At 62.4% G+C, this 26,387-nt stretch carries 26 protein-coding genes; 15 read left to right on the forward strand and 11 right to left on the reverse strand.

Features of this window, described 5'->3' with window-relative positions:
* Positions 1-36: 36 nt before the first annotated feature.
* Positions 37-1,188: an aminotransferase class V-fold PLP-dependent enzyme gene (locus tag RS694_RS02035; protein ID WP_029708317.1), complete on the forward strand. Its 1,152-nt coding sequence runs from the start codon at positions 37-39 to the stop codon at positions 1,186-1,188.
* A 140-nt stretch (positions 1,189-1,328) separates the two neighbouring features.
* On the opposite strand, the gene purU is transcribed toward RS694_RS02035, so the two are convergent.
* The 3 genes from purU to RS694_RS02050 all read right to left on the reverse strand — a co-directional run bounded on the left by purU (position 1,329) and on the right by RS694_RS02050 (position 3,845).
* Positions 1,329-2,189 (reverse strand): formyltetrahydrofolate deformylase, encoded by an 861-nt coding sequence (purU, locus tag RS694_RS02040; protein ID WP_029708316.1) that lies wholly within the window; start codon positions 2,187-2,189, stop codon positions 1,329-1,331.
* Positions 2,190-2,357: 168 nt separating this feature from the next.
* Positions 2,358-2,669, reverse strand: a complete 312-nt coding sequence (locus RS694_RS02045) for a BTH_I0359 family protein (protein ID WP_029708315.1) — start codon at positions 2,667-2,669, stop codon at positions 2,358-2,360.
* An 84-nt stretch (positions 2,670-2,753) separates the two neighbouring features.
* The gene (locus RS694_RS02050; RefSeq protein ID WP_076069265.1) at positions 2,754-3,845 is read right to left on the reverse strand and encodes a DUF3108 domain-containing protein; all 1,092 of its coding nucleotides are present in this window, start codon (positions 3,843-3,845) and stop codon (positions 2,754-2,756) included.
* A gap of 39 nt (positions 3,846-3,884) precedes the next feature.
* Here RS694_RS02050 and RS694_RS02055 point away from each other — a divergent pair, with 39 nt between their 5' ends.
* On the forward strand, positions 3,885-4,898 hold the full coding sequence (locus tag RS694_RS02055; protein ID WP_029708313.1) for a fumarylacetoacetate hydrolase family protein: 1,014 nt from the start codon (positions 3,885-3,887) through the stop codon (positions 4,896-4,898).
* A 19-nt stretch (positions 4,899-4,917) separates the two neighbouring features.
* On the opposite strand, the gene RS694_RS02060 is transcribed toward RS694_RS02055, so the two are convergent.
* Genes RS694_RS02060 through RS694_RS02070 form a run of 3 tightly spaced genes read right to left on the reverse strand, consistent with a single transcriptional unit; the run spans position 4,918 to position 6,323 of the window.
* Positions 4,918-5,517: a MarC family protein gene (locus RS694_RS02060; protein ID WP_029708312.1), complete on the reverse strand. Its 600-nt coding sequence runs from the start codon at positions 5,515-5,517 to the stop codon at positions 4,918-4,920.
* On the reverse strand, positions 5,517-5,930 hold the full coding sequence (locus RS694_RS02065) for a VOC family protein (RefSeq protein WP_029708311.1): 414 nt from the start codon (positions 5,928-5,930) through the stop codon (positions 5,517-5,519). The genes RS694_RS02060 and RS694_RS02065 overlap by 1 nt, the downstream gene beginning before the upstream one ends.
* A gap of 33 nt (positions 5,931-5,963) precedes the next feature.
* Positions 5,964-6,323: a TraR/DksA family transcriptional regulator gene (locus RS694_RS02070; protein WP_029708310.1), complete on the reverse strand. Its 360-nt coding sequence runs from the start codon at positions 6,321-6,323 to the stop codon at positions 5,964-5,966.
* A gap of 105 nt (positions 6,324-6,428) precedes the next feature.
* Here RS694_RS02070 and RS694_RS02075 point away from each other — a divergent pair, with 105 nt between their 5' ends.
* The 9 genes from RS694_RS02075 to RS694_RS02115 all read left to right on the forward strand — a co-directional run bounded on the left by RS694_RS02075 (position 6,429) and on the right by RS694_RS02115 (position 15,916).
* Positions 6,429-6,788: a DUF2946 family protein gene (locus tag RS694_RS02075; RefSeq protein ID WP_029708309.1), complete on the forward strand. Its 360-nt coding sequence runs from the start codon at positions 6,429-6,431 to the stop codon at positions 6,786-6,788.
* A 224-nt stretch (positions 6,789-7,012) separates the two neighbouring features.
* A complete protein-coding gene (locus RS694_RS02080; protein WP_037247602.1) occupies positions 7,013-7,516 on the forward strand; it encodes a YcnI family copper-binding membrane protein in 504 nt (167 codons plus the stop codon).
* Positions 7,517-7,542: 26 nt separating this feature from the next.
* Positions 7,543-8,028, forward strand: coding sequence for a copper chaperone PCu(A)C (locus RS694_RS02085; RefSeq protein ID WP_029708307.1), 486 nt, complete (start codon positions 7,543-7,545; stop codon positions 8,026-8,028).
* 12 nt (positions 8,029-8,040) lie between these two features.
* The gene (locus tag RS694_RS02090; RefSeq protein ID WP_051391950.1) at positions 8,041-8,427 is read left to right on the forward strand and encodes a DUF2946 domain-containing protein; all 387 of its coding nucleotides are present in this window, start codon (positions 8,041-8,043) and stop codon (positions 8,425-8,427) included.
* A gap of 134 nt (positions 8,428-8,561) precedes the next feature.
* On the forward strand, positions 8,562-9,956 hold the full coding sequence (locus RS694_RS02095; protein WP_029708305.1) for a PepSY-associated TM helix domain-containing protein: 1,395 nt from the start codon (positions 8,562-8,564) through the stop codon (positions 9,954-9,956).
* 116 nt (positions 9,957-10,072) lie between these two features.
* Positions 10,073-10,738 (forward strand): PhaM family polyhydroxyalkanoate granule multifunctional regulatory protein, encoded by a 666-nt coding sequence (locus tag RS694_RS02100; protein WP_029708304.1) that lies wholly within the window; start codon positions 10,073-10,075, stop codon positions 10,736-10,738.
* A gap of 36 nt (positions 10,739-10,774) precedes the next feature.
* A complete protein-coding gene (locus tag RS694_RS02105; RefSeq protein ID WP_029708303.1) occupies positions 10,775-12,058 on the forward strand; it encodes an FIST signal transduction protein in 1,284 nt (427 codons plus the stop codon).
* A gap of 54 nt (positions 12,059-12,112) precedes the next feature.
* Complete coding sequence (locus RS694_RS20970) at positions 12,113-13,900, forward strand: methyl-accepting chemotaxis protein (protein WP_076069268.1); 1,788 nt, start codon at positions 12,113-12,115, stop codon at positions 13,898-13,900.
* Positions 13,901-14,101: 201 nt separating this feature from the next.
* Positions 14,102-15,916, forward strand: a complete 1,815-nt coding sequence (locus RS694_RS02115) for a methyl-accepting chemotaxis protein (protein ID WP_029709298.1) — start codon at positions 14,102-14,104, stop codon at positions 15,914-15,916.
* 6 nt (positions 15,917-15,922) lie between these two features.
* Here RS694_RS02115 and RS694_RS02120 read toward each other — a convergent pair whose 3' ends face one another.
* The 5 genes from RS694_RS02120 to RS694_RS02140 all read right to left on the reverse strand — a co-directional run bounded on the left by RS694_RS02120 (position 15,923) and on the right by RS694_RS02140 (position 21,165).
* Positions 15,923-16,612 carry a histidine kinase dimerization/phospho-acceptor domain-containing protein gene (locus RS694_RS02120; protein ID WP_051392080.1) on the reverse strand — a complete coding sequence of 230 codons (690 nt, stop codon included), beginning with the start codon at positions 16,610-16,612 and terminating at the stop codon, positions 15,923-15,925.
* A gap of 4 nt (positions 16,613-16,616) precedes the next feature.
* A complete protein-coding gene (tgt, locus tag RS694_RS02125; RefSeq protein WP_029709296.1) occupies positions 16,617-17,822 on the reverse strand; it encodes a tRNA guanosine(34) transglycosylase Tgt in 1,206 nt (401 codons plus the stop codon).
* 21 nt (positions 17,823-17,843) lie between these two features.
* Positions 17,844-18,998 carry a GGDEF domain-containing protein gene (locus RS694_RS02130; protein ID WP_029709295.1) on the reverse strand — a complete coding sequence of 385 codons (1,155 nt, stop codon included), beginning with the start codon at positions 18,996-18,998 and terminating at the stop codon, positions 17,844-17,846.
* Positions 18,995-20,086 carry a tRNA preQ1(34) S-adenosylmethionine ribosyltransferase-isomerase QueA gene (queA, locus tag RS694_RS02135; protein ID WP_029709294.1) on the reverse strand — a complete coding sequence of 364 codons (1,092 nt, stop codon included), beginning with the start codon at positions 20,084-20,086 and terminating at the stop codon, positions 18,995-18,997. Before queA ends, RS694_RS02130 begins: the two co-directional genes overlap by 4 nt.
* A gap of 98 nt (positions 20,087-20,184) precedes the next feature.
* Positions 20,185-21,165, reverse strand: a complete 981-nt coding sequence (locus RS694_RS02140; protein WP_029709293.1) for a Bug family tripartite tricarboxylate transporter substrate binding protein — start codon at positions 21,163-21,165, stop codon at positions 20,185-20,187.
* A gap of 95 nt (positions 21,166-21,260) precedes the next feature.
* Here RS694_RS02140 and recG point away from each other — a divergent pair, with 95 nt between their 5' ends.
* The 4 genes from recG to ubiA all read left to right on the forward strand — a co-directional run bounded on the left by recG (position 21,261) and on the right by ubiA (position 26,347).
* Positions 21,261-23,342, forward strand: coding sequence for an ATP-dependent DNA helicase RecG (gene recG / locus RS694_RS02145; protein WP_029709292.1), 2,082 nt, complete (start codon positions 21,261-21,263; stop codon positions 23,340-23,342).
* An 18-nt stretch (positions 23,343-23,360) separates the two neighbouring features.
* The gene (locus RS694_RS02150; protein ID WP_156876164.1) at positions 23,361-24,341 is read left to right on the forward strand and encodes a hypothetical protein; all 981 of its coding nucleotides are present in this window, start codon (positions 23,361-23,363) and stop codon (positions 24,339-24,341) included.
* Positions 24,342-24,436: 95 nt separating this feature from the next.
* On the forward strand, positions 24,437-25,396 hold the full coding sequence (locus tag RS694_RS02155; protein WP_029709291.1) for a LysR substrate-binding domain-containing protein: 960 nt from the start codon (positions 24,437-24,439) through the stop codon (positions 25,394-25,396).
* Positions 25,397-25,477: 81 nt separating this feature from the next.
* Positions 25,478-26,347, forward strand: coding sequence for a 4-hydroxybenzoate octaprenyltransferase (gene ubiA, locus RS694_RS02160; protein ID WP_029709289.1), 870 nt, complete (start codon positions 25,478-25,480; stop codon positions 26,345-26,347).
* Positions 26,348-26,387 lie beyond the last annotated feature (40 nt).

The raw sequence follows: 26,387 nt of genomic DNA on the forward strand, positions 1-26,387 counted from the left end.
TCGTTTTGGCGGATGCCGCATACAGAGGAGTTGCATATGCCAGGCTTGCTCAACCACGTAGACCCGGACGGGCTGCTGGAGTTTTCGGTGGTCTACACCGACCGCGCGCTCAACCACATGTCGCAGCGCTTCCAGGGCGTGATGAAAGACATCTCGCGCATTCTCAAAGAGGTTTATCACGCGCAGTCCGCCGTGCTGGTGCCCGGCAGCGGCACCTTTGGCATGGAAGCCGTGGCGCGCCAGTTCGCGACGGGCAAGAAAACCCTGGTGATTCGCAATGGCTGGTTCAGCTACCGCTGGACGCAGATTTTTGAGATGGGCTCCATACCTGCCGAATCCACGGTGCTCAAAGCCCGCCGCGTCGGCAGCGGTCCGCAAGCGCCCTGGATTCCGTGCCCGATTGACGAAGTGGTGGCCACCATCGCCGCCAAGAAGCCGGACGTGGTGTTCGCCCCACACGTGGAAACCGCCGCCGGCATGATCCTGCCCGACGATTACCTGCGCAAGGTGGCCGACGCGGTGCATGCCGTGGGCGGCCTGTTTGTGCTGGACTGCATCGCGTCCGGCGCGTTGTGGGTGGATATGGAAGCCACCGGTGTAGACGTGTTGGTCAGTGCGCCGCAAAAGGGCTGGAGCGGCTCGCCCGCCTGCGCCATGGTGGCGTTGTCGGAGCGTGCCCGCAAGGCGATTGACGGCACGACCAGTACCAGCTTTGCCTGTGACCTCAAAAAGTGGTTGCAGATCATGGAAGCCTACGAAGCGGGCGGCCACATGTACCACGCGACCATGCCCACCGATGCATTGGCACGCCTGCGTGACGTGATGGAAGAAACCCGCGCTTACGGTTTTGAGAAGGTGCGTGCGGAGCAGATCGAACTGGGTACCAAGGTGCGTGCGCTGTTCGAGAGCCGTGGCATTGTCAGCGTAGCGGCAGAGGGCTTCAAGGCACCAGGCGTGGTGGTGAGTTACACCACCGACCCGGGCATGCAGAACAGCAAAAAGTTTCTGGCGTTGGGCCTGCAGACTGCTGCGGGTGTGCCGCTGCAGTGTGACGAGCCTGCCGACTTCAGCACCTTCCGTGTCGGACTGTTTGGGCTGGAGAAGTTGCACAACGTGGAGCGCAGCGTGCAGCATTTGGCGACTGCGCTGGACCAGATGGGGGTTGTCGCTCCCGCTAAAGCAGCCTGACGTTCGTTCTGGAGAGAGCGGGGCTGGCGGGGCGAGCGGCTCCGTTCATGTCCCCCGCCCGCTTCGCGGGCTCCGCCTTTACTTCACTGCGCCGCTCACCCCACCATCCCCTTGTGGGTGGGGCCTTAGGTCGCAGTACTCTATTTGAAAATCACCGTCTTGTGACCGTTGAGCAGCACGCGGTGTTCGCTGTGCCACTTGACGGCACGGGCCAGTACTTGGCTTTCGGTGTCGCGCCCCATGGCGGTCAGGTCTTCCACGGTCTTGCTGTGGTCGGCGCGCGCCACGTCCTGCTCGATGATGGGGCCTTCGTCCAGATCTGCCGTCACATAGTGGGCGGTGGCGCCGATCAGTTTGACGCCGCGGTCGTGTGCCTGGTAGTAGGGCTTGGCGCCCTTGAAGCTGGGCAAAAAGCTGTGGTGGATGTTGATGGCCCGGCCTGCGAGCTTGCGGCACAGATCGTCTGACAGGATCTGCATGTAGCGCGCCAGAACTACCAGTTCGGCGCCTTCGGCCTGGATGATTTCCAACTGTTTTGCTTCGGCCTGCGCCTTGGTCGCCGCCGTCACCGGAATATGGTGGAAAGGCACGTTGTAGCTGGCCGCCAGTTGGTAGAACTCGCGGTGGTTGGAGACGATGGCGCGGATGTCCAGCGGCAGCAGGCCACTTTTCCAGCGGAACAGCAGGTCGTTGAGGCAATGCCCTTCCTTGCTGACCAGCAGCACGGTGCGCATGGGTTGGGCCGTGGCGTGCAGGCTCCACTGCATGGCAAATGGGGTGGCAAACGTGCCCAACTGGGTGCGCAGGGCCTCGTGGCTGTGCTTCGCACAACTGAATTGCACACGCATGAAAAACAGGCCAGTGTCGGGGTCGTTGTACTGGGCGGCTTCTTCGATGTTGCCGCCATGTTCCAGTAGAAAACCGGAAACGGCATGCACAAGACCCAGGCGGTCAGGGCATGAGAGGGTGAGGACGTAGGTTGGGTGGTTCAAGGCGCTCATGGGGCTGCATTGTCGCAGTAAGCGTACCCACCAACCGGATCGGGAGGGATGGGTGTTCTGCGCAGGTAAAGGAGGAGCCCGCAAAGCGGGCGGGGGACACGGAGCAGAACGCCCAGTCCGCTCGGTCCAGCGCCAGCAGTGGTTGCCGGCTACCCCACAAATTGCAGGTTAATGCACGCTGACCGGGTTCTGCGCCAACCCGGCGTACTGCTCCAGCGTGTCTTCGACTTCTTCCTGGGTGGGTGTGTTCACCTGCCAGGCCTGGATGTGCTGCTGGAAAAGTTCAGCCCAGGAACCGTCGAGGTAGACCTCTTTGCCGGAGCGCTTGTCCACGATCTCAAACCCATGGCGTGCCAGCAGCGGGATGCCACGGGCATGGTGTTCGGATTTGCTGGCGCCTGAGGGGCGCTGGGGGATCGCCTCCGCGTTGGCCAGCATGTGGGTCACGGAGAAGGTCTCAGAATCGTAGAGGGTATGCATGTCAGCGAAATTCCTGGTTGGATCTCAGTTGGGTGCGGGTCTACTGGTTTCAAGAGTAACAGGCTTTTTGATCTGTGCGAAAAATCAGGGAGTCTGGGTGCCACTCCATTGTTGATCCACCAAATCTCCGTTGCTTTGCAACAACCGTATGCGAACAGGGAGATACGCAAAATCAGGTGCTAGCCAAATGTCCCCTTTGGGGTCGTACTCCCCAACGGCGTCCCGGGACAGTTTGACGGCTTTAATTTCCCCGCCAGGTAATTGCAAGGTTTCCATTTCCCCCACCTTGAACACCCAAACATCCGATGACCTGGGGCCTACAGCTTGGAAGGAGATCGTGGTTCCAGCGGGAAAACGATCCGGGGCGTTGCCCAGCATGGCAGCCAACTGCATGAATACGCTTAACTGATCTTGCGCGCCGGGTAAGAGAGGAGCGTCCGGTGTATTGGCGCTAAAACTGACTTTGCCTTTATCACGTTCGAAATGGGCCGCCACTTCACTGCGTACTTTGTCGCCAAAACGTTCTGGTTCCAATCCGTCGGGGGTAATTCGTCCCCTGCTGGTCTGTACACGGGAGCCAAGTAAAAAATGGCTGATTTCTAGCCGTGCATCGTAAGTCTTGCCATCCTGAAGCCAGAGTAGCTCGCCATTCACAGCCAAAGAGATGCCTTTGACTTGGGTCTTGACGTCGTATTTCAGGCGCATTGACTTTGGGATGGCTACATTGCGAACGGTTTGTGCTTGGCTCGATTTTTGTGTAGACCCGGTACTGACATTGGGAGTGGGATTCGACGGTGCGGCAGCAAGGTCTAAGGCTTCTGTCGAAGCAAGTGGAGCTGCTGGATCCTTCGCCGGTTGTGCAATTGCAGGTTGCTCGGTCGCTGCAGGCCTTGGCGTGAAATCTGTAGGTGCAGTTCTTGTTTGTAGTACATGCGATGCCGGGGGGGGCGCGTATTCCACTTCCGGCACGGGGGGCTGCGGTGTGATGGTCCGGGTGATGAAAGGACGAGGGGACGGAGCCCTTTCTGCCAAAGTGGTTTGACCGGCAAAGGACACCAATGACACGGGCATACCGTGCAACAGTGCCCAATGCGCCATCAACACCGTGGCTATCACCAGCGCCAGAGGCCTGATGGTGCGACGGGAAGTGGGGGGCGTTGGGGCAGGGCGGTCCATGGTCTTCAAGCCAGTGTAATTCAGAGCGACAATTCCCCCATGAAACTCGCTACTTACAAAGACGGATCACGCGACGGCCAGTTGGTGGTGGTGTCGCGGGACCTCGGCCACGCCCAGTACGCCTCCCACATCGCCAGCCGCCTGCAGCAGGTGCTGGATGACTGGAACTACCTTTCGCCCCAATTGCAGGACGTGTACGACGCGCTCAACAGTGGCCGCGCGCGCAATGCCTTTCCGTTCGATCCTGCCCAATGCATGGCGCCGCTGCCGCGTGCCTACCAGTGGGCCGACGGTTCGGCCTACCTGAACCATGTGGAGCTGGTGCGCAAGGCGCGGGGTGCCGAGGTGCCCGAGAGCTTTTACACCGACCCGCTGATGTACCAGGGTGGTAGCGACGACTTTGCCGGCCCCTGTGACCCCATCGTGGCGGTGAGCGTGGACCACGGCGTCGACTTCGAGGCCGAGGTGGCCGTGATTACCAGCGACATTCCCATGGGCTGCCCGGCGGACCGCGCGCTGGACGGTATTCGCCTGTTGATGCTGGTCAATGACGTGAGCCTGCGCAAGCTGATTCCCGACGAGTTGGCCAAGGGTTTTGGTTTTGTGCAGAGCAAACCGGCTACCGCGTTCAGCCCGGTGGCCGTGACGCCGGACGAACTGGGCGACGCCTGGGCCCGGGGCCGTGTGCACCTGACCCTGCAAAGCACCTGGAATGGCCGCAAGGTCGGCCTGTGCGAGGCCGGGCCGGACATGAGCTTCCACTTTGGCCAGTTGATCGCCCATCTGGCCAAGACGCGCAATGTGCGCGCCGGCTCCATCATCGGCTCCGGCACGGTGAGCAACAAGGGCGTGGAGAAAAAGGGCCGTGTGGATTGGCCCAATGGTTACAGCTGCATCGCCGAGAAACGCGCCATGGAAACCATCCAGGACGGCCAGCCGGTGACCGAATTCATGCAGTTTGGTGACACCATTCGTATCGAGATGAAGGGTCGCGATGGTCTGAGCATCTTCGGCGCGATTGAGCAGGAAGTGGTGCCGCTGAAGAAAGTCTGAGGCGCCGCGGCTCCGCAGATCAGCCCCGCAGTTGCACCGCGAACGTCTTGATGCCGCGCAGGATCATTTCAATGGCCACCGACACCAGCACCAGGCCCATCAAGCGTTCCACCGCAGTCACAAGGCGGGAGCCAATGACGCGCTGAATGCGCTCGGCGGACACCAGCACCACGGCGCTGACCAACATGGTCACACACAGCGCACCAATCCACTCCAGACGGCGCTCCGGCTGCTGCGAGACCAGCAGCAACACGGTGGCCAGCGCCGAAGGGCCGGCGATCGCGGGTACGGCCAGCGGCACGATCAGGGGCTCCACCAGTAGTTCGGCCTCGCCCAGACTGGGGGGCGGAAATACCATGCGCAGGGCGATCAGAAACAAGATCACGCCGCCACCGATCTGCAACGCCAGTTCGGAGAGGTTCATGACGCGCAAGAAGCCCTCGCCGACAAACATGAAGGTCAGCAGCAGCGCAAAGGCAATCAGGATTTCGCGCAGGATCACCAGCGGGCGGCGCTGTGGTGCGACGTGTTTGAGCGCGTTGGCAAAGATCGGGATATTGCCAATCGGATCCGTGATCAGGATCAGCAGAATGGTGGCCGACAGAAAGGTGTAATTCATCATGGTGCGTACAGCGATTCGAGTGAACGAAAGCCCTTGACCTCCATCGGGTTGCCAAACGGGTCCAGAAAAAACATGGTCCATTGTTCTCCGGCTTCCCCTGCAAAGCGCACTTGCGGCTCCAGGACAAAGGCGGTTTGGGCGGCCTTCAACTGCTCCGCCAGTGTCTGCCAGTCGGGCAGGGCCAGCACCAGACCAAAGTGTGGCATGGGTACCAGGTGCTCGCCCACATGGCCCGTGCGTGCGGTCTTGAACGGTTCGCCCAGATGCAGCGAGAGCTGGTGGCCAAAGAAGTCAAAGTCCACCCAGGTGGCGGTACTGCGGCCTTCCTGGCAACCCAGTACACCGCCATAGAAAGCCCTGGCCGTGTCCAGGTCGGTGACATTAAAAGCAAAGTGAAACAGGCTGCGCATCCCCGCAGGATAGCAGCCCCGCACGGGTTCAAATCAGGCCTGTTCGGCCTTTTCCTGGCAGTGGATACAGCGGGCGGCTTCAGGGGCTGCATGCAGGCGGGTGGCGGGAATTTTCACGCCACAGTCGGTGCATTCGCCATAGGTGCCCGCAGCAATGCGCAGCAGGGCGGCGTCAATCGCGGCAAGTTCTCCGGTTTCGCGTGAATCCAGGGCGAATTCCAGTTCCCGCTCACTGGCAACGGTTGCACTGGAGTCTTCGCGTCCGGCGAAGTGGGCGGCCGATGCCTCCGCGCGGCTCACGGTGCCGCCGCGCAGGGTCGCCAACTGCCCCAATAAGGTGGTGCGTTGCTGTTGCAGCAAGGACTGAAAGGGTGTGGTGTCGTGGATGGGCATGGTGTGGGCTTTAGGGTATGGACAAGCCACCATGGTGCGCCTTGGCCGAAATTTGTCCTTGACGCGGGTCAATCTTCGGGCACGGGACTGCGCCATAATTCGCCCATGCCCGCGCTGCAAACCTTACGAAACGCCCGCACCCTTGCCCTGGGGGTGCTGGCCTGGTTTGTGTTGTCCATGGGCGTGGCCATTGCCTCGCCCGTGGTCAAGCCGCAGACACTGACCCTGGTGTGTTCGACGGCCGGTGCCGTCAAGTTGGTGGCGGGCAGTGACGATGGCGCCACCCCGGCCGCTCACCAGACGCTGGATTGTGTGTTGTGCCTGGCTTTGGGGGCGCCGCCTGCGGTCCAGCTTCTCGTTTCCACACCGGTCCATGGTGTGGTGGTTCCGACACCCGTGCAGTCTGCTGCGGTTGTCTGGCGCACGGCTGCGCCGCTTCCCGCCCGCGGTCCGCCCGCAGCCTGACGCGGGTGCTGCAGGTCTGTACCTGCAGGTCCCTCCCCCTTTCTCTCTCTCTCTCTCTCTCTCTGCATCGCCGTTGATTGCGTGCGCCGGTTCCCGTGATGGAACGCGCGGCGGGCGCCAGCGGTCCTGGTTGTGTCGTGTGGCGCACTGTGCCGCATTCTTGAAAGAATCCCGTTGTGAACTCTCATTTTGCTCTCAAATTAGTAGCTGCTTGCGCAATATCCATGTGGGCTGCGGCCTCTTTTGCCCACATAACTTTGCAGGACGGCGCCGCCGCTGCCGGAGCGGGTTACCGCGCCACCCTGCGCGTCGGGCACGGCTGCAATGGCTCGCCCACCACGGCGATCCAGGTGCGTATTCCCGCCGGCTTCAACGGCGCGCAGCCCATGCCCAAAGCCGGCTGGACGCTGAGCACACGGGTGGGCGCGCTGGAGCAGCCCTACGAATCCCATGGCACGCGGTTTGCGGAAGGTGTGCTGGAGATCACCTGGACTGCCAACGGCCCGGCCAACGCGCTGCCCGATGCCTATTACGACGAGTTTGTCCTGCGGGGCACCACCCCCACCAAACCCGGTCCCCTGTGGTTCAAGGTCACCCAAGTCTGCGAAAAAGGCAGTACGGCCTGGACCGACGTTCCCGCCACAGGTACCTCTACCAAGGACCTGAAGTCGCCTGCCGCCCTGCTCGAAGTGCTGGACATCCAGGCCGCTGGCGGCCATAACCATTAACCCCACCCGTGAACCAAGGAAAAACCATGAAACTGACTGTTATCGCAGGTGCTGCATTGCTCACCGCTGCCTTCTCAGGCGCTGCACTGGCGCAAGTTGCCGAAGTCAAAAACGCCTGGGCCCGCGCGACGGTGCAGGGGCAAAAGGCCTCGGGCGCCTTCATGCAAATCACCGCCAAAGAGAACGCCACGCTGGTGTCTGTCTCGTCGCCTGTGGCCGGTGTGGCCGAAGTGCATGAAATGAAGATGGAAGGCGATGTGATGAAGATGCGTGCGCTGGACAAGGGGCTGGCCCTGCCCGCAGGCAAAGCGGTGGAGCTCAAGCCCGGGGGGTACCACGTGATGCTGATGGACCTCAAGGTTGCCCTGCAAAAGGACACCACGATTCCTCTGACGCTGGTGTTCAAGGACGCCAAGGGTGTTGAGTCCAAATCCGAGCTCAAAGTCCCCGTGACCACGGTCGCACCCGCAGCCTCTGCATCACCTGCTGCCGCAGGCGCCCACAAGCACTAAACGAAGCCGACCGTGACACCGCGCCAGCACCGGCCACCGCTGCACCGCCTTTGGGCGGGGTGGCTGGCTGCGCTGTTGGTGCTGTTTGCCACACTGGCACCCACGGTGTCGCACGCGCTGGCACTGGGCAACGCCATGCCGGGCATGGAGATATGCACCAGCAGCGGGCCCCAAACCCTTCCTGCCGATTCCCCGGCCGGGCCGGAGGCTGTCAAACATCTGGTGCATTGCCCGTTCTGCCTGCAATCCACAGACCAGGCCGTTCTTCCGGCTTCGGCGGTTGCCTACCTTTTCCTGCTTCCGGGCGAACTGTCGCAAGCCCTGGCCCTACAGGTTTTCTTCTACGAAAAACGGGCCTCACTCACGCCGCCACCGCGCGGCCCCCCTGCGTCGGTGTGACCCCCTGAGCTGATTTTCGGGTCGCCCATGCTGCAGGCATCTGAGCCTGCGCATATCTGCATGCGCCCGATGTCGTGTGCGCCGCGCTGTGACAGCCTGGACGCCATCCTTTTCACACCTTCTGGATTCTGACGATGCAAACTTCTGTTGCGCAATCGCCCGCGCGTGCCGCGGGCTTCCATGCCACCGCCTGGCGATGGCATTTTTATTCCGGCCTGTATGTGGTGCCGTTCCTGTTCATGCTGGCCGTGACCGGCCTGGTCATGGTGTTTTTCACGGGCTTTCAGACCCGGCTGGGTGCTCCTGTTTATGTGTCGGCTCAGAACCGGGTGCTGGCCGTGACGGCCCAAGCCCAGGCTGCCCTGGCGTCAGTGCCGGATGGCACGCTGAAGGAATACATCGCACCGCCTGCCAAAGATCTGGCGGCGTGGTTTGTCGTCATGCAGGGCGAGCAGGCGCATGCGGTGGCGGTCAATCCCTACACCGCAGAAGTCCTCAAGACCGTGGACAAGGGCAACACGGTGTTTGCCTGGGCCGAAAAGATCCACGGCACCCTGCTGCTCGGCGATGTGGGCGACCGCCTGATCGAGATCGCAGCCGGACTGGCGGTGGTGATGGTCGTGACCGGGCTGTACCTGCACTGGCCGCGTGGCGGTAGCCGCTGGGCGGAGGTGCTGGTGCCCAATCTGCGGGCCAAGGGCCGTATCTGGTGGAAGTCGCTGCACGCCAGCATCGGTTTCTGGCTCAGCATCGTGCTGCTGGGCTTTTTGTTGACGGGGATGTCCTGGACCGGCATATGGGGCGCCAAATATGTGCAGCCCTGGGCGACCTTTCCGGCCGTGAAGTGGGATGCCGTGCCCCAGTCGGACGCGACACATGCGACGCTGAATACGGCGGGTGTGCACGATGTGCCCTGGGGTCTGGAGCAAACACCTTTGCCCCAGTCGGGTTCGTCCGCGGGTGTACTGGGCGTGGCTGCGGGTGAGCCGGTCAATCTGGACGGCATGGTGAATCTGGCCACCCGTCTGGGCTTCTCGGGCCAGTTCCATATCAACCTGCCGCAAGACGCCAACGGGGTCTACACCCTGTCGGCCGACACCATGAGTGGCGATTTGAAGAACCCCACACACGACCGCACGGTGCATGTGGACCGCTACACCGGCCGTGTGCTTGCCGAAGCCGCTTTTGCCGACTATTCGCCGGTCGCCAAAGCGATGGCGGTGGGCATTGCCCTGCACCAGGGCGACCTGGGCCTGTGGAATGCCTTGCTTAACGTCGCGTTTTGCGCGGGTGTGGCGTTTTTGTGTGTCAGCGGCATCGTCATGTGGTGGAAGCGCCGCCCTGCGGGTGCCGGTCGCCTCGTGGCGCCGCCGTTATCTGCCGGGGCGCCACTGTGGAAATCCGGCGCTGTGGTGATGCTGCTGGTTGCAGTTGCCTTTCCTTTGTCTGGCGCCGTATTGCTGGCGGTGGTGTTGCTGGACTGGCTGGTGATTGGCCGGTTGCCTGGCTTCAGGGTCGTGCTGAGCTGAGATTGCGCAAAAAAAGGGGATTCCACACCTGCCGTTCGGGTTTGAACCGGGTCGCCAGACGTCGCGCATTGGGGTAAGCTGTCATGACGGCTTACCCCGCCACATTTGGAGACACCATGAGCGATTCAGACACCGCAGGTTTTGGCAAATTCGTCCCCGGATTCGACTTTCTGCAAAACCTGGCCAAAGGGGCGAGTAACAACATTCCCCAAATGCCCAACCTGGGTAACTGGGTCGCCCCCACGCTGAACGTGGAAGAGTTGGAAAAACGCATTGAAGAGCTCAAGAATGTGCATTTCTGGCTGGAGCAAAACTCGCGTGCGCTGGGCGCCACCATCCAGGCGCTGGAAGTGCAGAAAATGACACTGGCCACGCTCAAGGGCATGAACTTCAACATCGGTGACGTGGCCAATGCGCTCAAGCTCAAGGCGGCGGATTCGGTGGCCTCCAGCGTGCAGCGCGTGACCGAACGCGCGGCGTCCACCGCCAAGACCATCTCTGATGTCACCGGTGCGGGCAAACCCACCAAAGCCTCCAAGTCCGCTGTGGCGGGCATGGTGGATCCGCTGAACCTGTGGGGTTCTCTGACGCAGCAGTTCCAGCAGATTGCGGCCAATGCCGTGAAGGAAGCCAGCACCAAGACGGCGGTGGACATGACCAAAAACATGGCCACAGGCCTGGCCAAGGAAGCGCTCAAGTCTGCCACTGCCGCCAGCAAGAAGTCTGCAGCCAAACGCACAGCGGCGCGCAAGTCACCCGCTCGCAAGACCAGCGGGCGTTAGCCCGTACAAGCCTCCGTTCGTTCAGAGGGGCGCTGCATGAAACTCTTTCCCTATGCCCATGCCACCCATCCGCAGTGGCAGATGGCCTGCGCACTGGTGCTGGCGCAGCTGCGTGCCCAGATGGCGCTGCACGGGTATGCGTCGTCGCCCACACTGGCACTGCTGTACGTCACCGACCATTACGCCGGTGATGCCCAGGACATCCTGGAGCATCTGGGGGCCGAGCTGCCACTAGTCACCGATTGGTCGGGCACTGTAGGCGTGGGCATTGCCAGCAACAACGTGGAGTACTTTGACGAACCCGCCCTGGCCGTGATGTTGTTGGAGCTGCCCAGCGACCAGTACCGCGTGTTCTCCGGTGTTGCGCCGCTCGGCTTGGGCTTTGAGGCGCACACCGCGCTGGTGCATGCCGACCCGGCCACCGCCGACCTGGGCGAACTGATCGCCGAGATGGCCGAACGCACCGGCTCGGGTTACCTGTTCGGAGGGCTCTCCAGCAGCCGTACCCGCAGCCTGCAATTCGCCGTGGCCGGTGACGGCAATATCCAGGGCCATGGCAGTGCCAGCGGCGTGTTCAGCGGTGGCCTCAGCGGGGTTGCCTTTCGCGCCGACGTGGGGCTGGTGTCACGCGTGACCCAGGGGTGCAAGCCGGTGTCCAAAGTACGCACCGTGACCGAGGCAGATCACAACGTCGTGGTCACCCTGGATGGTGAGCCGGCGCTGGATGTCATGCTGGCCGATCTGGCGATTTCCCTGGAGCAGCCGCAGCAGGCGCTGGAAGTGGTGCGCGCCACGCTGGTGGGGCTGGTGCAACCACAGGCCGAGCAAGCGCCGGGTGTGGGTGCTGTTGCGGCAGTGCGCCAGACGGGCGATTTCGGCAGCGAAGTGACCGTGCGCCACATCATTGGTCTGGATCCGGGTCGGCGCGGCATCGCCGTGGCTGACCACGTGGAGGAGGGTGCCCAGTTGGCGTTTTGCCAGCGCAATGTGCATGCTGCGCGGGCCGATCTGGTGCGCATTTGTGCAGAGATACGCGAGGAGCTGGAGCCGCAGGAGCAGGCGCTGGAGACAGCCCATGCAGTGCAGGCTTCGGAGATCGATGCTGCGCCCCATCCCGCGCGCCGCATTGCCGGTGCGGTGTACGTGAGCTGTACGGGTCGTGGTGGTCCGCATTTTGGCGGCCCCAGTGCCGAACTGCAAACCGTGCGGCGTGCGCTGGGCGATGTTCCGTTGGTCGGTTTTTTTGCAGCGGGCGAGATTGCCCATGCGCACTTGTACGGCTATACCGGCGTACTCACCGTTTTCACGGCGGGCCCTTGAGGGGCCGCTATTGTTTGCAACCGTTTCGCTAAAAAATATACGAGGAGTCGCGCGGTGAGTCTTTCCAATTTCAAAATCGGTGCCAAGCTGGGCATGGTGTTTTTTGCCTTGGTCGTTGTGACCGCCATGGCCGGAGGTTTTGCGCTGTCGCAGCTCTCCAAGATCAACGACAACACGGAAGACATGGCCACCAACTGGATGGCCAGCATCAAGTACCTGGGCCAGATGCAGGGGCTGCTCAATGACATGCGGCGTGCCGAACTGCAGCACGTCCTGGCCATCAGTCCAGAGGGTAAAAAGCCCGAAGCCGATCGTATGGCAGCGAGCAAACCCAAGCTCGAAGAAGTGGGAAACAAGTTCCTGGCATTGGTGGATTCACCGGAGGAGAAAGCGGCCTGGGATGCTTACACCAAGGGCCTCAAGACCTACTACGAGACCAACACCAAACTCCTTGCCTTGTCGGATATAGGCCCCGCAGAGATTGACGCCACCAGTCGCTATTTGCGAGAAGACTCTCGCACCGCGTTTCGGGCCATGTTCAAGAGCATCGATGACATGTATGTATTGAATGTTCATGGCAGCGACCAAGCCCTCAGTGCGGCGCAAGCCACGTACGCGGGCTCGCGCGGCGGTGTCATTCTGTCCATAGCAATTTCTATTTTGCTGGCCGTGGCGTTGGGCTATTGGGTCACCATTCAGATCACCCGCCCCCTTGCCGCCGCCGTCGTGGCGGCCCAGGATTTCGCCGAAGGCAACCTGACCACCGCTTTGCAATCCCAAGGTAAAGACGAACCCGCGCAGTTGCTGCAGGCCATGGAAGGCATGCGCGCTAGCCTCTCCCGTGTCGTCGCCAACGTGCGCACTGGCTCTGAATCGGTAGCCACCGCCAGCGCCGAAATAGCCCAAGGCAACAACGACCTGAGTGCCCGCACCGAACAACAAGCCTCTGCGCTGGAAGAAACCGCGGCCAGCATGGAAGAACTAGGCTCCACCGTCAAACAAAACGCGGACAGTGCCCGCCAGGCCAATCAACTCGCCATGAACGCCTCTACCGTCGCCATCAAGGGCGGCGAAGTGGTCGGTCAGGTGGTCGAGACCATGAAAGGCATCAACGAATCCAGCCGCAAGATCAGCGACATCATCAGCGTGATCGACGGTATTGCCTTCCAGACCAACATCCTGGCCCTGAATGCCGCGGTGGAAGCCGCCAGAGCGGGCGAACAAGGGCGCGGCTTTGCGGTGGTGGCCAGTGAAGTCCGAAGCTTGGCCGGCCGTTCTGCCGAAGCCGCCAAAGAGATCAAGAGCCTGATCGGCGCCAGTGTGGAGCGGGTGGAACAGGGAACTGCGCTGGTCGACCAGGCGGGCACCACCATGACCGAGGTGGTCAGTTCCATCAAGCGGGTGACTGACATCATGGGAGAGATCAGCGCGGCCAGCAACGAACAGGCTTCTGGCGTCGCTCAGGTAGGCGAGGCGGTGACCCAGATGGACCAGGCCACGCAGCAGAATGCGGCGCTGGTGGAAGAGATGGCGGCAGCGGCATCGAGCCTGAAGACACAGGCCAACGAGCTGGTGCAGACCGTGGCAGTGTTCAAATTGGGTGCCGGCGACAGCCGGGGTGGCCCGCCCAAAGCGCAGGTGCGTGTTGCCCAGAGCGCACCATTCAAAGGTGATGAGCGCCGCACCGACGTCAAACCCGCATCGGCGGCCAAACCGGCCCTGGTCAAAGCCAAGGGGCTGGTAGCCCCCAAGGTGGCCCCAGCCCCTGCGTCCACACCAGCACCCAAGACCAGCACCAAGGTCACCCCGGCGGGTGGGGATGATGACTGGGAAACGTTTTAAATGGATATGCGGGGTAGGCTCAAGTTGCTCCTTTATTCATAGCTGTTTGCGCACTATTGACGGGGGCTACGGCCACTTTTTATATAAATTCCGGGTGTGCATGGCCATGCAGGGTCTCACACTCGGGATGGATGGCCTTGCGGGTCATCATGGTTGCGTTGGAATGTTTTTTGCATCAATCGAATCAACGTTGGCTTCACCATGAACCTCAATAATTTCGGTATCCGGGCCCGTATCACTGCGGGCCTCGCATTGATTCTTTCCCTGGCGGTGCTCAGCGCTGCCAATTCGCTGTACCAGAACCTAGCGGTGAAATACGAGTCCGGGGAGGTTGGCAACTCATGGATACCGGCGATTGAAAATCTGGGCCATATGAAGGGGTTTGTGGCGGACCACTACTTGATGGTCAGTGACCGCATGGCGGGGCGGGACCAGTCCGACGCCGCGACCTTTGGCCAGAAGCTGCAGCAAACCGAAACCCAGCTGATCGCGGCGACTGAGGTGTATGCGGCAACCCTGCTCACCTATACCGAGGCCAACGCAGCCGTGGGCGATGCGGAGAAGGCGCTGTATGCCGATTACCGGACCAAGCGCGACGCCTATTTCAAGCTGGCCCACAGTGGTCTGGCCGGTCTTGCGGAGGCCACCACCGCGCCAGAAAAACTGGCCCAGGTTCAGCAGGAGTTTTCTGCCAACGCACCTGCCGCATTCCGCCAAGCCTATGCGGCGATGGAAAGTATCCTGAAATTCAACCTGGACGGCACGGCGAATGCGGCGCAATCGGTGGTCAAGACAGTGTCATCCTCTGAAAAGACCATGCTCATTGCGCTGGCGGTGATCCTGGTGATGGGGGGCTGGTTGATATGGGCTATCCCGCGCAGCGTGATCATCCCCGTGCGGCAAGCGGTGTCGGTGGCGCAAAGCATTGCAGAAGGCGACCTCAGCCGCAGCATCGTGGTGAACCGCAAGGATGAACTGGGCCAACTGCTGGACAGCCTGTCCACCATGCAAGGCCAATTGGCACACACGGTCTCTGCCGTGCGCCAGGGTTCGGAAGCCGTTGCCACGGCCAGCTCGGAGATCGCCCAGGGCAACCACGATCTCTCTGCCCGCACCGAACAGCAAGCCAGCGCATTGGAAGAAACCGCGGCCAGCATGGAAGAGCTCAGCTCCACCGTCAGGCAAAACGCCGACAACGCGCGCCAGGCCAACCAATTGGCCATGAGTGCTTCGACAGTCGCCGTTCAGGGGGGTGAAGTCGTGGGTCAGGTCGTTGAGACCATGAAGGGCATCAACGACTCTTCCAAAAAGATCAGCGACATCATCAGTGTGATCGACGGTATTGCCTTCCAGACCAACATCCTGGCGCTGAACGCGGCGGTCGAAGCCGCCCGCGCCGGAGAACAAGGCCGCGGTTTTGCCGTGGTGGCCAGTGAAGTGCGCAGTCTGGCCGGCCGTTCGGCCGAAGCGGCCAAGGAAATCAAGGGTCTGATCGGAGCCAGCGTCGAACGGGTTGCGCAAGGCACCGCACTGGTGGACCGAGCCGGTACCACGATGACCGAAGTGGTCAGCAGCATCAAACGTGTCACCGACATCATGGGGGAGATCAGCGCGGCCAGCAACGAACAATCCCAGGGGGTGGCACAGGTCGGTGAAGCTGTGACCCAGATGGACCAGGCCACACAGCAAAACGCGGCACTGGTGGAAGAAATGGCAGCAGCAGCTTCGAGCCTCAAATCCCAAGCCCAGGAGCTGGTGCAGGTGGTCGCGGTGTTCAAGCTGGGTGCGGGGGGACCATCCAATGCTCCCCGCGCGTATGCCCGTGCGCCCACCGTGAGCCCAGGCGCAACGCAGCGCGCAGAGACCCAGCCCAAAGCGCCTGTCGCGAAGCTGCAGACAAGCACCGCGAAACCCAAGGCACCTGCCACGCAACTGGCGGCTTTGCCCAAGCCGACATCGAAGGCCAGCGCCAAAGTCACTCCCGCAGGGGGTGACGAGGACTGGGAAACCTTTTAAGGCAATCTACAGCGGCGCATCGGGGTCTTCCATGCGCAGCAATTGGCTTAACAGCTCGGTCATGCGGGCCACACCCACCTCAATGGTGTTGGTGAGTTCCGCCTTTTTGGCGTCCGGCAGGCGATCCCCATAGTGCTTGAGCAATTCGGTGGACGACAGGATGTTGGCCAGCGGTGTGCGGAACTCGTGGGAGGTCATGGTCACAAAGTCGGACTTGAGCTGGTGCAGCTCGGCCTGTTGCAGCATGGCTTTTTCGATGTCGTTCTTGGCCAGCAATACGGCCTCATCACGCGCCCGTTGCAAGGCGGTTTCATTGGTCTTCAGCGAGGTGATGTCGGTGGTGGTGATCAGCATCCAGCCGTCGTCACCCAGCGTCTCACAGACGCGCAGCCAGCGCCCATCCACATAGTCGGACTCGAAAGACCGCAGGGGTGACTTGCGGTAGGTGGCGCGCACACGCGTCAGCCAGGCCTCGATGTCGGGTGTGTCGATCAGCACACCCACGCGGTCGCGGTGGCAGCGCCGCATCATGGATTCCCAGGTCGTGTCCGGCGCCACTGTGGTGGCGAGTGCCTCCAAAAAAAAAGCATTGGCCCAGCGCAGGTGGTCCTCGGGGTCGAACAGGCCTACGCCCATGGCGCAGTCCTCCAGACTGGCGGGCAGCCGCTGCAGCAGGTCTGGAGGGATCGCCGTCACGGGTTCAGACGCCGCGCGCCCGATCGGTGTGGAACTGGTTGACAAACGCGCCGAACGTACCGGCGTCCAGTGCGTCGCGCACTTCCTGCATCAGGTTCAGGTAGTAGTGCAGGTTGTGGATGGAGGCCAGCATGGGCCCCAGCATTTCACCGCAACGGTCCAGGTGGTGCAGATAGGCGCGGCTGAAACCGTCACGCCCACCATCGGCCCAGGACACGCCCGACTTGCCCGCGCAGGCGTGGCAGGTGCAGGTTACATCGAGCGGCTGCGGGTCGCTCTTGTGGCGCGCGTTGCGGATTTTCAAATCACCGTAACGCGAGAACAGTGTGCCGTTGCGCGCATTGCGCGTGGGCATGACGCAGTCGAACATATCGATGCCGTTCTGCACGCCGGCAATCAAGTCTTCGGGCGTACCCACGCCCATCAGGTAATGCGGCTTGTGTTTGGGCAACTTGGGGCCGATGTGCTTCAAGACGCGCATCATGTCTTCCTTGGGCTCGCCCACAGACAGGCCGCCCACCGCGATACCGGGGAAGTCCAGCGCTTCCAGCCCGGCCAGCGATTCGTCGCGCAGGTGCTCGTGCATGCCGCCCTGCACGATGCCAAACAGCGCATTGGGGTTGTTCAGCCGTGCAAACTCTTCTTGGCAGCGCTTGGCCCAGCGCAGCGAGAGTTCCATGGAGCTGCGCGCCTCGCGCTCGGTCGTGACCAGGCCCTTGGTCTTGGGTTCCACCGACAGGTAGGGCGTGCATTCGTCAAACTGCATCACGATGTCGGAGTTCAGCGTGGTCTGGATCTGCATGCTGATCTCGGGCGTGAGGAACAGCTTGTCGCCGTTGACGGGCGAGGCGAACTTCACGCCCTCCTCGCTGATCTTGCGCATCTCGCCCAAAGACCAGACCTGAAAACCGCCGGAGTCGGTCAGGATGGGTTTGTCCCATTTCTCGAACTGGTGCAGGCCGCCAAATTTCTCCATCACGTCCAGGCCCGGGCGCATCCACAGGTGGAAGGTGTTGCCCAGGATGATTTGTGCGCCCATGTCGTGCAGGCTTTGTGGCATCACACCTTTGACGGTGCCGTAGGTGCCCACGGGCATGAAAATCGGGGTTTGCACCACGCCGTGGTTCAGCGTGAGCGTGCCGCGGCGGGCGTGGCTGCCCAGGTAGCTGCCTTCGGCAGGGTCGGTTTTTAACAGTTCAAATTTCAGCATGGCGGTATTGTCTTTGAAACCCTAGGGCGATGGGCCGGCTTGGACCACCTGGTTGCGGCCGTTGCCTTTGGCGGCATAACAGGCGTCGTCAATGCGGCGGTAGCTGTCCTGGGGGCTGGTGTCGATATCCCAGCGGATGGCATCCACACCGATGCTGGCCGTCATATCGATGGCATGGGACTCCCATGGGAGCGGGTGATTGACCAGGTCATCGCGCAGAGCTTGTGCCATCGCAACGGCCTCTTCGGCCGAGGTATCCGGCAGCACCACGGCAAACTCTTCCCCGCCGATGCGGGCCACCAGGTCGCCACCCCGGCGAAAGCGCTCCTGCATCAGCACCGCCACATGACGCAGACAGGCATCACCGGCACTGTGCCCATGGGTGTCGTTCACACGTTTGAAATGGTCCAGGTCCATCACGATCAGCGCCAGCGCAGTGCGTTGCCTGGCTGCGGCGTGCCAGTGGGAGCCAAATGTCGTTTCGTACTCACGTCGGTTGGCCAGTCCGGTCAGTGCGTCTTGCTGTGACAGGCGTTGTACTTCCGCGCGGCTGGTGATCAGCGCGTATTCGACATCCACCTGCGCGTCGTACTCGCGCCCGCGGCGGCGGATATGGGCCAACTGGTAGACAAAGTACACGGCCAGCACGATGACCAGGGCACGCAAAGGCGGTACCTCGACCAGGAACAGCGCCATGGCAGGCAGTTGTATCAGGACCACCACCAAGAGGGCCTGCTTGCGGTCAAACGAATACACCTCACACGCCGCGGAGGTGTAGGCAATCGTGCACAGCGCCGCAATGGAGAACACGAGGCTGGGGCCCGCTTCAATGACGCCCACGGCGGCAAAAAAACCGCACCACACGATGCTGCCCCCATGCACCATCCACCAGTGCCGTGTCCACCATGCCTTGGTGGCGAGCCTGTCGTTCAGATCCTGGGGAGGCCTGTGGGTACGGCGCAAGTAGGTGAGTAGGGCAAACAGCAGCAGCACTGCCGCCACCAGCGCCGGGTAGCGCGAAAAATAGCCGCCAAACCATGCGGTGACCAGGCAGCCGAGGGCGTAAAAGACCGATCCCGCCAGGGCGCGTTGGTAAAAATCGCCAATCGTGCGTTGCCACCGGTATTGGGCGCGGTCGGCAGGTGCACGCTCCATCAGCGCATGGATATCGATCATGGCAGGGCGCGCGTCCTTTCGAGCAGCATGGCATCACCATAACTGAAAAACCGGTACCCGCGGGCAATCGCTTCCCCGTACAGGCCCATGATGTGTTCGTAGCCGGCAAAGGCGCTGACCAGCATCATCAGGCTGGACTTGGGCAGGTGGAAGTTGGTGACCAGCAGGTCGATCAGCTGGAAGTCAAAGCCCGGCGTGATGAAGATATTGGTGTCGCCGCTGGCCAAGCCGGTTTTAGCCCAGCTCTCCAGCGTGCGTACGGTGGTCGTCCCTACGGCGACGATACGGCCGCCGCGCGCCTTGCACTCGGCAATCGCCTGCTGCGTGGCGGCGGGCACGTCGTACCACTCGCTGTGCATCTGGTGCTCAGCCAGATTTTCGGTCTTGACCGGCTGGAAGGTGCCCGCGCCCACATGCAGCGTGACATGCGCGCGCGACACACCCATGGCATCGAACTGGGCGAACAATGCTTCGTCAAAGTGCAGCGCGGCGGTAGGTGCGGCTACCGCGCCGGGGTTCTTGGCAAACACGGTCTGGTAGCGCTGCACGTCTTCGGGCGAATCCGAGTGTGTGATGTACGGCGGCAGCGGCACATGGCCGTGGCGTTCCATCAGCGTGTACGGGTCGTCACCGCGGTCGTTGCTCAGCACAAAACGGTAGATCGGCCCATCCACGTTGGGCCAGCGGCCCAGCAGCGTGGCGCTGAGGCCGTCCTCTTGGCCCGGTGCGCAGGTCATCTTGATGGTGGCACCGACTTCGGGTTTCTTACTCACGCGCATGTGCGCTGCAACCTGATTGCCGCCGAGCACACGCTCAATCAGCAATTCGACTTTGCCGCCGGTGGCTTTTTCACCAAACAGGCGGGCGTTGATGACCTTGGTGTCGTTGAAGACCAGCAGGTCGCCGGTTTTCAGCAGCGAAGGCAGTTCGCGAAAGATGCGGTCCACCGACGTGGCACCGGTGCCATCGAGCAGGCGGGATCCGCTGCGCTCTGGCGCCGGGTGCTGGGCAATCAGCGCCTCGGGGAGTTCAAAGTCAAAATCGCTGAGGGTGTAGACGCGGTCTGCGTCAGAGGGGTGCAAAGGCATGGTGCTTGAGGGCCGGACAGGCCCGTTCCAAGATAGACAGGAGCCGGATTATCCCCGCACCCTGTCACCATGCCTTGGGAAAGGCGTCTAGTTCAGGCCTATTCCACCTTGGCGCCTGAGGCCTGCACGATGTCCTTCCACTTGGCGTAGTCGGTCTTGAGCAGGTTGCTGAATTGTTCGGGCTTCATGGCCTGGGGTTCGGCGCCCTGGGCGTGGATGGCGGCCTTGACGTCCGGATTGGCCAGCAACTCGCCGACCTTGGCGTTGACCAGATTGACCACGCTGGCCGGTGTGCCGACCGGCATGAACAGGCCATACCAGGTGCTCACGTCAAAGCCCTTGTAGCCCAGCTCGGCCACGGTGGACACGTCCGGCAGCGAACTGCTGCGCGCGGCCGATGTCACCGCCAGGGCGCGCAGCTTGCCAGCCTTGATCTGCGCGATGGCGGAGGGCACGGACGACACCAGCAAGTCCACATTCCCAGCCAGGGCGTCCATCAACGCCGGGTTGGAGCCCTTGTAGGGGATGTGGCGGATCTGGATGTTGGCGGCCTTCTCGAACAGATTCCCCGCCAGGTGGATGGTGGTGCCATTGCCCGGTGAGCCATAGGTGATGGTGTCGGGTGCGGCGCGTGCGGCGGCCACCACATCGGCCAGGGTCTTGTATTTGGAGTTGGCCGCGGTGGCGATCACCACCGGGGTGTAGGCCACATGCGCTACGGCCACCAGGTCCCGGGTCGGGTCCCAGGGCAGGTTGCCGTAGAGCCAGGGGCCCACCACCAGGTTGTCTTTCTGGCCCATCACCATGTCGTAGCCCGTGGGCGCGGCCTTGATGGCTTCGGCAATGCCGATGGTGCCGCCGGCACCGGCCTTGTTGTCGGGGATCACCGTCCACTGGAAGGTTTCGGTCAACTTTTGGGCCACCAGGCGCGACAGGATGTCGGTGCCGCCGCCGGGCGGGAAGGGAATGATGAGGCGGATCGGCTTGGCCGGGTAGGCGCTTTGGGCCAGTGCGGGGGTGGAGAGGGTGAGTCCGGCAACGGCCGCCAACAGGGCGACCGGCAATAGCAGTTTTTTCATGGTGTTTTGTCTCGCTTTATGGGGCTGTCGGGTGCAGCGGCCCACAGTGTAGTACCAGCTCCGTTGTGTGGCACAGGCTGCGGCACAATGTCCCCATGCCCGATGCCACCCCCAAAACCGAGTCGCAAAAAGCCCTCGACAAGCTGGGCCTGCACCGGGACATCGATCTGGCCCTGCACCTGCCGTTGCGCTATGAGGATGAGACAAGCATCACCTTGTTGCGTGACGCACGTGACGGGGGGAGTGCGCAAATCGAAGCTACGGTGACGCACTGCGAGGTGACCTACCGCCCGCGGCGTCAGTTGGTGGTGACGGTGGACGATGGCACTGACACCTGTGTGCTGCGTTTCTTCAACTTCTACCCTTCGCAGCAAAAGGCACTGGCCGTGGGCAAACGCATCCGTGCACGCGGCGAAGTGCGTGGCGGCTTCATGGGCTGGACCATGCTGCACCCGAGCTTCCGCGCCGCCGGAGGCGACCTACCGACGGCGCTCACCCCGGTCTACCCCACGGTAGCGGGCCTACCCCAACCCGTATTGCGCAAGGCCGTGCTGGCGGGCCTGGCACGGGCCGACCTGTCGGACTCGTTTGCGCCCGGGGATTTAAGCCAAATGAGCCCCGGGCCCTTATGGACGCTGCGTGAGGCGCTATTGTTTTTGCACCATCCCGCGCCCGATGTGTCGCTGGACACGCTCTCGGACCACAGCCACCCGGCCTGGCAGCGGCTCAAGGCAGAGGAGTTGCTGGCCCAGCAACTGAGCCAGTTGCAAAGCCGCCGCGAACGCGCAACTCTGCGCGCACCCGTTTTGGCGGAAGTATCGGATGGCACGTTGCACGACCGACTGCTGGCCACTTTGCCGTTTGCCCTGACGAATGCCCAGCGCCGTGTGGGCACAGAAATCGCCGCCGACATGGCGCAGCCCATCCCCATGCACCGCCTGCTACAAGGCGATGTGGGCGCGGGTAAAACCGTGGTGGCCGCGTTGGCTGCCGCCATTTGCATGGACGCGGGCTGGCAGTGCGCGCTGATGGCACCCACCGAAATTTTGGCCGAGCAGCATTTCCGCAAACTGCTGGCCTGGCTGGAGCCGCTGGGCATCACCACCGCGTGGCTCACCGGCACGCAAAAAGCCAAGGAACGCCGCTCCATGCTGGCGTTGATTGAAAGCGGCGAAGCCCAACTGGTGGTGGGCACCCACGCCATCATCCAGGAGAAGGTGAAGTTCAAAAATTTGGCGCTTGCCATCATCGACGAGCAACACCGCTTTGGCGTGGCACAGAGGTTGGCATTGCGGGGCAAACTCCAGCATGACGCTATGGAGCCGCATTTGCTGATGATGACGGCCACGCCGATTCCGCGCACGCTGGCTATGAGCTACTACGCCGACCTCGATGTCTCCACGCTGGACGAGCTGCCGCCCGGGCGCACGCCTATCGTCACCAAGGTGATCAACGAGTCACGGCGCGACGAGATCATCGAGCGGATTCGTGCGCAGATTGCGCAGGGGCGGCAGGTCTATTGGGTCTGTCCGCTGATTGAGGAAAGCGAAGCGCTGGATTTAACCAATGCCACGCAAACCCACGCTGATCTGGCCGAAGCGCTGCAGGGCGCCACGCGTGCGGATGGGCTGCCTGTGCTGATTGGCCTGCTGCACTCGCGCATGCATGTGGACGACAAAAAAGCCGTGATGGGGGCCTTCACCGCCGGGCTGATGTCGGTGCTGGTCAGCACCACGGTCATTGAGGTGGGCGTGGATGTGCCCAATGCCTCGCTGATGGTGATCGAACATGCAGAGCGCTTTGGCCTGAGCCAGTTGCACCAGTTGCGTGGTCGCGTGGGGCGCGGGGCGGCAGCATCGGCCTGTGTGCTGTTGTATTCCACCGGCGACGCGCCGCGCCTGGGTGAGGCTGCACGTGAGCGGCTGCGCGCCATGGCCGAGACCAATGACGGTTTCGAGATCGCGCGCCGTGATCTGGAAATACGAGGCCCCGGCGAGTTTCTGGGTGCGCGCCAGAGTGGCGACGCTATGCTGCGCTTTGCCGATCTGGCCACCGACCAGGCCTTGCTGGATTGGGCCCGGGCCGAAGCCCCTATGCTGCTGGATCGCCACCCGCATCTGGCGCACAAACATGTGCAGCGCTGGCTCGGTGGAAAATCCGAATATCTAAAGGCCTGAACCGTAATGGAAAACTTTGTGACGTGGGTGCTTGCCGGGGCTACCGCACTGGGCGTGGCGGTCTACCTGTATCTGGACCACCAGGCCAAGAGTCTGCGCACGCGTGTGGTGGAGATTCCCGGCGGGCTGCGTTTTGAGGCCTGGGGCTTTTCGGTAGAAATGCACCGCGCGGCGCAGTTGATCAAGGTCCAGTCGAACAATGGCCAAGTGACACGTACGCCCCGCGGCGGCGGAGAGCCCCAGGTGCAAAACGGCCCGCTGGAGCTGACATTGCCCGCCGCCGGTTTGCAGATCGAGGTAGTGCGCAAGTCGGTCAAGGTGGAGTCGCAGGAAGAGCCTTTGTCCACGGGGCATTGCACCATCACCGTGCGCGGTCCCGATGCGTCCCAGCCCGACCATGCCCCCGAGTTGACCCACACGGAAGTTCTGAAAATCCCGCGTGTGCCCGAGTCGGTAGGCCAGAGTTTCCAGCAGTTTGCCGGCCGCTTGCGGGTGTGGGTGGAGAAGACCGAGCACCGCCTGGAGCGTGACCGCAAGGAGCAACTGCGCAAAGAGGAGGATGCCGCGCAAGAGGCCGCGCAAGAGGCGCTGCTGGCTGAGGCCCGCGCCAACCAGGCGCCGGACGCGATACTCACCGAAGCCGACGTTGCTGCCATTGCCGACACACAGGTCGCGGGGTGGCGCAAGGCCGCTGGGTTCACCGGCACGGCCAGTGAAGTCAGTGTGGACCCCGATGGCCGCGTCGCCTGGTTCATCGATCTGGCCAACGATGGCCGCGTCACCCTGCATGCCGACAAACGCACCATCCATACCACCCTGAAAGGCGCCAGCATTGACACGCTCGGTGGAGAGCTGGACATTGGTGTGCGGGACGACTACTGGAGCGAAGACGACCCCACGCTCAAGTTCTTCCGCATCTTCAAGGGCCTGCCGGCCGACAAGCGCCGCGCCTGGAAGGAAAAACTGGAGCTGGTGCGCAACACCCTGAACGCCCGGTGAACACGGCATGCAATCCCCGAGCAGCGCTGGTGCAGCAGGTCTGTGCTCAAAGACACCCGCCGGTGTAGGACACTGCTTGGTAGGACAATAGCGCCATGACCCTGACCGAACTCAAATACATCGTGGCCGTGGCGCGCGAGCGGCACTTTGGCAAGGCGGCCGAGGCCTGCTACGTCTCGCAGCCCACGCTGTCGGTGGCGGTGAAGAAGCTCGAAGAGGAACTGGACGTCAAACTCTTCGAGCGCAGCGCCAACGAGGTGACCGTGACTCCTCTCGGCGAAGAGATCGTGCGCCAGGCGCAAAGTGTGCTGGAGCAGGCCGCCAACATCAAGGACATCGCCAAGCGTGGCAAGGACCCGCTGGCAGGTCCCTTGAAGCTGGGCGTGATCTACACCATCGCTCCGTATTTGCTGCCGGATCTGGTGCGCCAGGTCATCACGCACAGCCCGCAGATGCCGCTGGTGCTGCAGGAGAACTTCACCGTCAAACTGCTGGAAATGCTGCGCACCGGCGAGATCGACTGCGCCATCCTGGCCGAGCCTTTCCCCGACACAGGCCTGGCGCTGGCGCCGCTCTATGACGAGCCGTTTTTTGCCGCCGTGCCCACCAGCCACCCATTGGCCAAACAGGACAGCGTGACCACCGAAGAGCTGAAGAAGGAAACCATGCTTCTGCTGGGCAACGGCCACTGTTTCCGCGACCACGTGCTGGAGGTATGCCCCGAGTTCGCACGTTTCTCCAGCGATGCCGAAGGCATCCGCAAGAGTTTTGAGGGTTCTTCGCTGGAGACCATCAAACACATGGTGGCCGCTGGCATGGGCATCACGCTGGTGCCGCGCCTGAGCGTGCCCAAAGATGCGATGGCCTCCAAGAAACGCCGCGGCGACGAGCCGTTTGTGAAGTACCTGCCGGTGCAGGACGGCAAGACGCTGCCGCCGCCCACGCGGCGTGTGGTGCTGGCGTGGCGGCGCAGCTTCACGCGTTACGAAGCCATCGCCGCGCTGCGCAACGCCATCTACGGCTGTGAGTTGCCCGGAGTGACCCGTCTGTCCTAGTATTGGGTCGATTTATAAGCCAAAAAGGCTGCTAGCCCCCGTGGAAATTGCGCAAGCAGCTACTTTATTTATAGCAATTTTGTGCCCTCTCTCGCCTCCACCAAACTCGCGCTCTACCTTGACCTGATCCGCTGGAACCGCCCCGCGGGCTGGCTGTTGCTGCTGTGGCCCACGCTCAGCGCGTTGTGGCTGGCGGCGGGTGGTTTCCCCGGCTGGCACCTGATAACAGTGTTCACGCTGGGCACCATCCTCATGCGCAGCGCGGGTTGCTGTGTCAACGATGTGGCCGACCGCGATTTCGACAAACACGTCCAGCGCACCGCACAGCGCCCGGTCACCAGCGGGCGCATCTCCACGCGCGAGGCGTTGGCTGTAGGTGCCGTGCTGGCGCTGGCTGCGTTTGGCCTGGTACTGACGACCAACACCGTGACGATTGCCTGGTCGTTTGCCGCACTGGCCGTGGCGCTGGTCTACCCCTACGCCAAACGGTATGTCTCCATGCCGCAGGCCGTGCTGGGCGTGGCATTCAGTTTTGGCATTCCCATGGCCTTCGCCGCTGTGACAGGCGAAGTGCCTTTGCTGGCCTGGGTGCTCTTGATTGGCAATCTGTTCTGGGTGCTGGCCTATGACACCGAATACGCCATGGTGGACCGCGACGACGACCTGAAGATCGGCATGAAGACCTCGGCCATCACGCTGGGCCGCTGGGACGTGTCGGCAGTTTTGTCGTTTTATGTGATCTATCTGCTCATCTGGTCCTGGGTGGTCGCGCCCCGCGTGTCGCCGCTGGGCTGGTGGCTGGGCGTGGCTGCCGCTGCCGCGCAAGTGGTGTGGCACGCCGCGCTGATCCGCACGCGCAGCCGTGACGGCTGCTTCAAGGCCTTCCGGCTCAACCACTGGGTCGGGTTTGCACTGTTTGCGGGCGTGGTGGTGAGCTATTCGGTGCGTTAGTGCCAGGCTACTGACATAACGCTGTCAGCAGGGGTGGCGC

Origin of the sequence: Rhodoferax saidenbachensis (assembly GCF_001955715.1) — a bacterium.
Taxonomy (GTDB): domain Bacteria; phylum Pseudomonadota; class Gammaproteobacteria; order Burkholderiales; family Burkholderiaceae_C; genus Allorhodoferax; species Allorhodoferax saidenbachensis.

Excerpts from the sequence above, each read along its gene's own strand:
- RS694_RS02035 (WP_029708317.1), top strand. The coding sequence starts at position 37 with ATGCCAGGCTTGCTCAACCACGTAGACCCGGACGGGCTGCTGGAGTTT.
- purU (WP_029708316.1), bottom strand. The coding sequence starts at position 2,189 with ATGAGCGCCTTGAACCACCCAACCTACGTCCTCACCCTCTCATGCCCT.
- RS694_RS02045 (WP_029708315.1), bottom strand. The coding sequence starts at position 2,669 with ATGCATACCCTCTACGATTCTGAGACCTTCTCCGTGACCCACATGCTG.
- RS694_RS02050 (WP_076069265.1), bottom strand. The coding sequence starts at position 3,845 with ATGGACCGCCCTGCCCCAACGCCCCCCACTTCCCGTCGCACCATCAGG.
- RS694_RS02055 (WP_029708313.1), top strand. The coding sequence starts at position 3,885 with ATGAAACTCGCTACTTACAAAGACGGATCACGCGACGGCCAGTTGGTG.
- RS694_RS02060 (WP_029708312.1), bottom strand. The coding sequence starts at position 5,517 with ATGAATTACACCTTTCTGTCGGCCACCATTCTGCTGATCCTGATCACG.
- RS694_RS02065 (WP_029708311.1), bottom strand. The coding sequence starts at position 5,930 with ATGCGCAGCCTGTTTCACTTTGCTTTTAATGTCACCGACCTGGACACG.
- RS694_RS02070 (WP_029708310.1), bottom strand. The coding sequence starts at position 6,323 with ATGCCCATCCACGACACCACACCCTTTCAGTCCTTGCTGCAACAGCAA.
- RS694_RS02075 (WP_029708309.1), top strand. The coding sequence starts at position 6,429 with ATGCCCGCGCTGCAAACCTTACGAAACGCCCGCACCCTTGCCCTGGGG.
- RS694_RS02080 (WP_037247602.1), top strand. The coding sequence starts at position 7,013 with ATGTGGGCTGCGGCCTCTTTTGCCCACATAACTTTGCAGGACGGCGCC.
- RS694_RS02085 (WP_029708307.1), top strand. The coding sequence starts at position 7,543 with ATGAAACTGACTGTTATCGCAGGTGCTGCATTGCTCACCGCTGCCTTC.
- RS694_RS02095 (WP_029708305.1), top strand. The coding sequence starts at position 8,562 with ATGCAAACTTCTGTTGCGCAATCGCCCGCGCGTGCCGCGGGCTTCCAT.
- RS694_RS02100 (WP_029708304.1), top strand. The coding sequence starts at position 10,073 with ATGAGCGATTCAGACACCGCAGGTTTTGGCAAATTCGTCCCCGGATTC.
- RS694_RS02105 (WP_029708303.1), top strand. The coding sequence starts at position 10,775 with ATGAAACTCTTTCCCTATGCCCATGCCACCCATCCGCAGTGGCAGATG.
- RS694_RS02115 (WP_029709298.1), top strand. The coding sequence starts at position 14,102 with ATGAACCTCAATAATTTCGGTATCCGGGCCCGTATCACTGCGGGCCTC.
- tgt (WP_029709296.1), bottom strand. The coding sequence starts at position 17,822 with ATGCTGAAATTTGAACTGTTAAAAACCGACCCTGCCGAAGGCAGCTAC.
- RS694_RS02130 (WP_029709295.1), bottom strand. The coding sequence starts at position 18,998 with ATGATCGATATCCATGCGCTGATGGAGCGTGCACCTGCCGACCGCGCC.
- queA (WP_029709294.1), bottom strand. The coding sequence starts at position 20,086 with ATGCCTTTGCACCCCTCTGACGCAGACCGCGTCTACACCCTCAGCGAT.
- RS694_RS02140 (WP_029709293.1), bottom strand. The coding sequence starts at position 21,165 with ATGAAAAAACTGCTATTGCCGGTCGCCCTGTTGGCGGCCGTTGCCGGA.
- recG (WP_029709292.1), top strand. The coding sequence starts at position 21,261 with ATGCCCGATGCCACCCCCAAAACCGAGTCGCAAAAAGCCCTCGACAAG.
- RS694_RS02155 (WP_029709291.1), top strand. The coding sequence starts at position 24,437 with ATGACCCTGACCGAACTCAAATACATCGTGGCCGTGGCGCGCGAGCGG.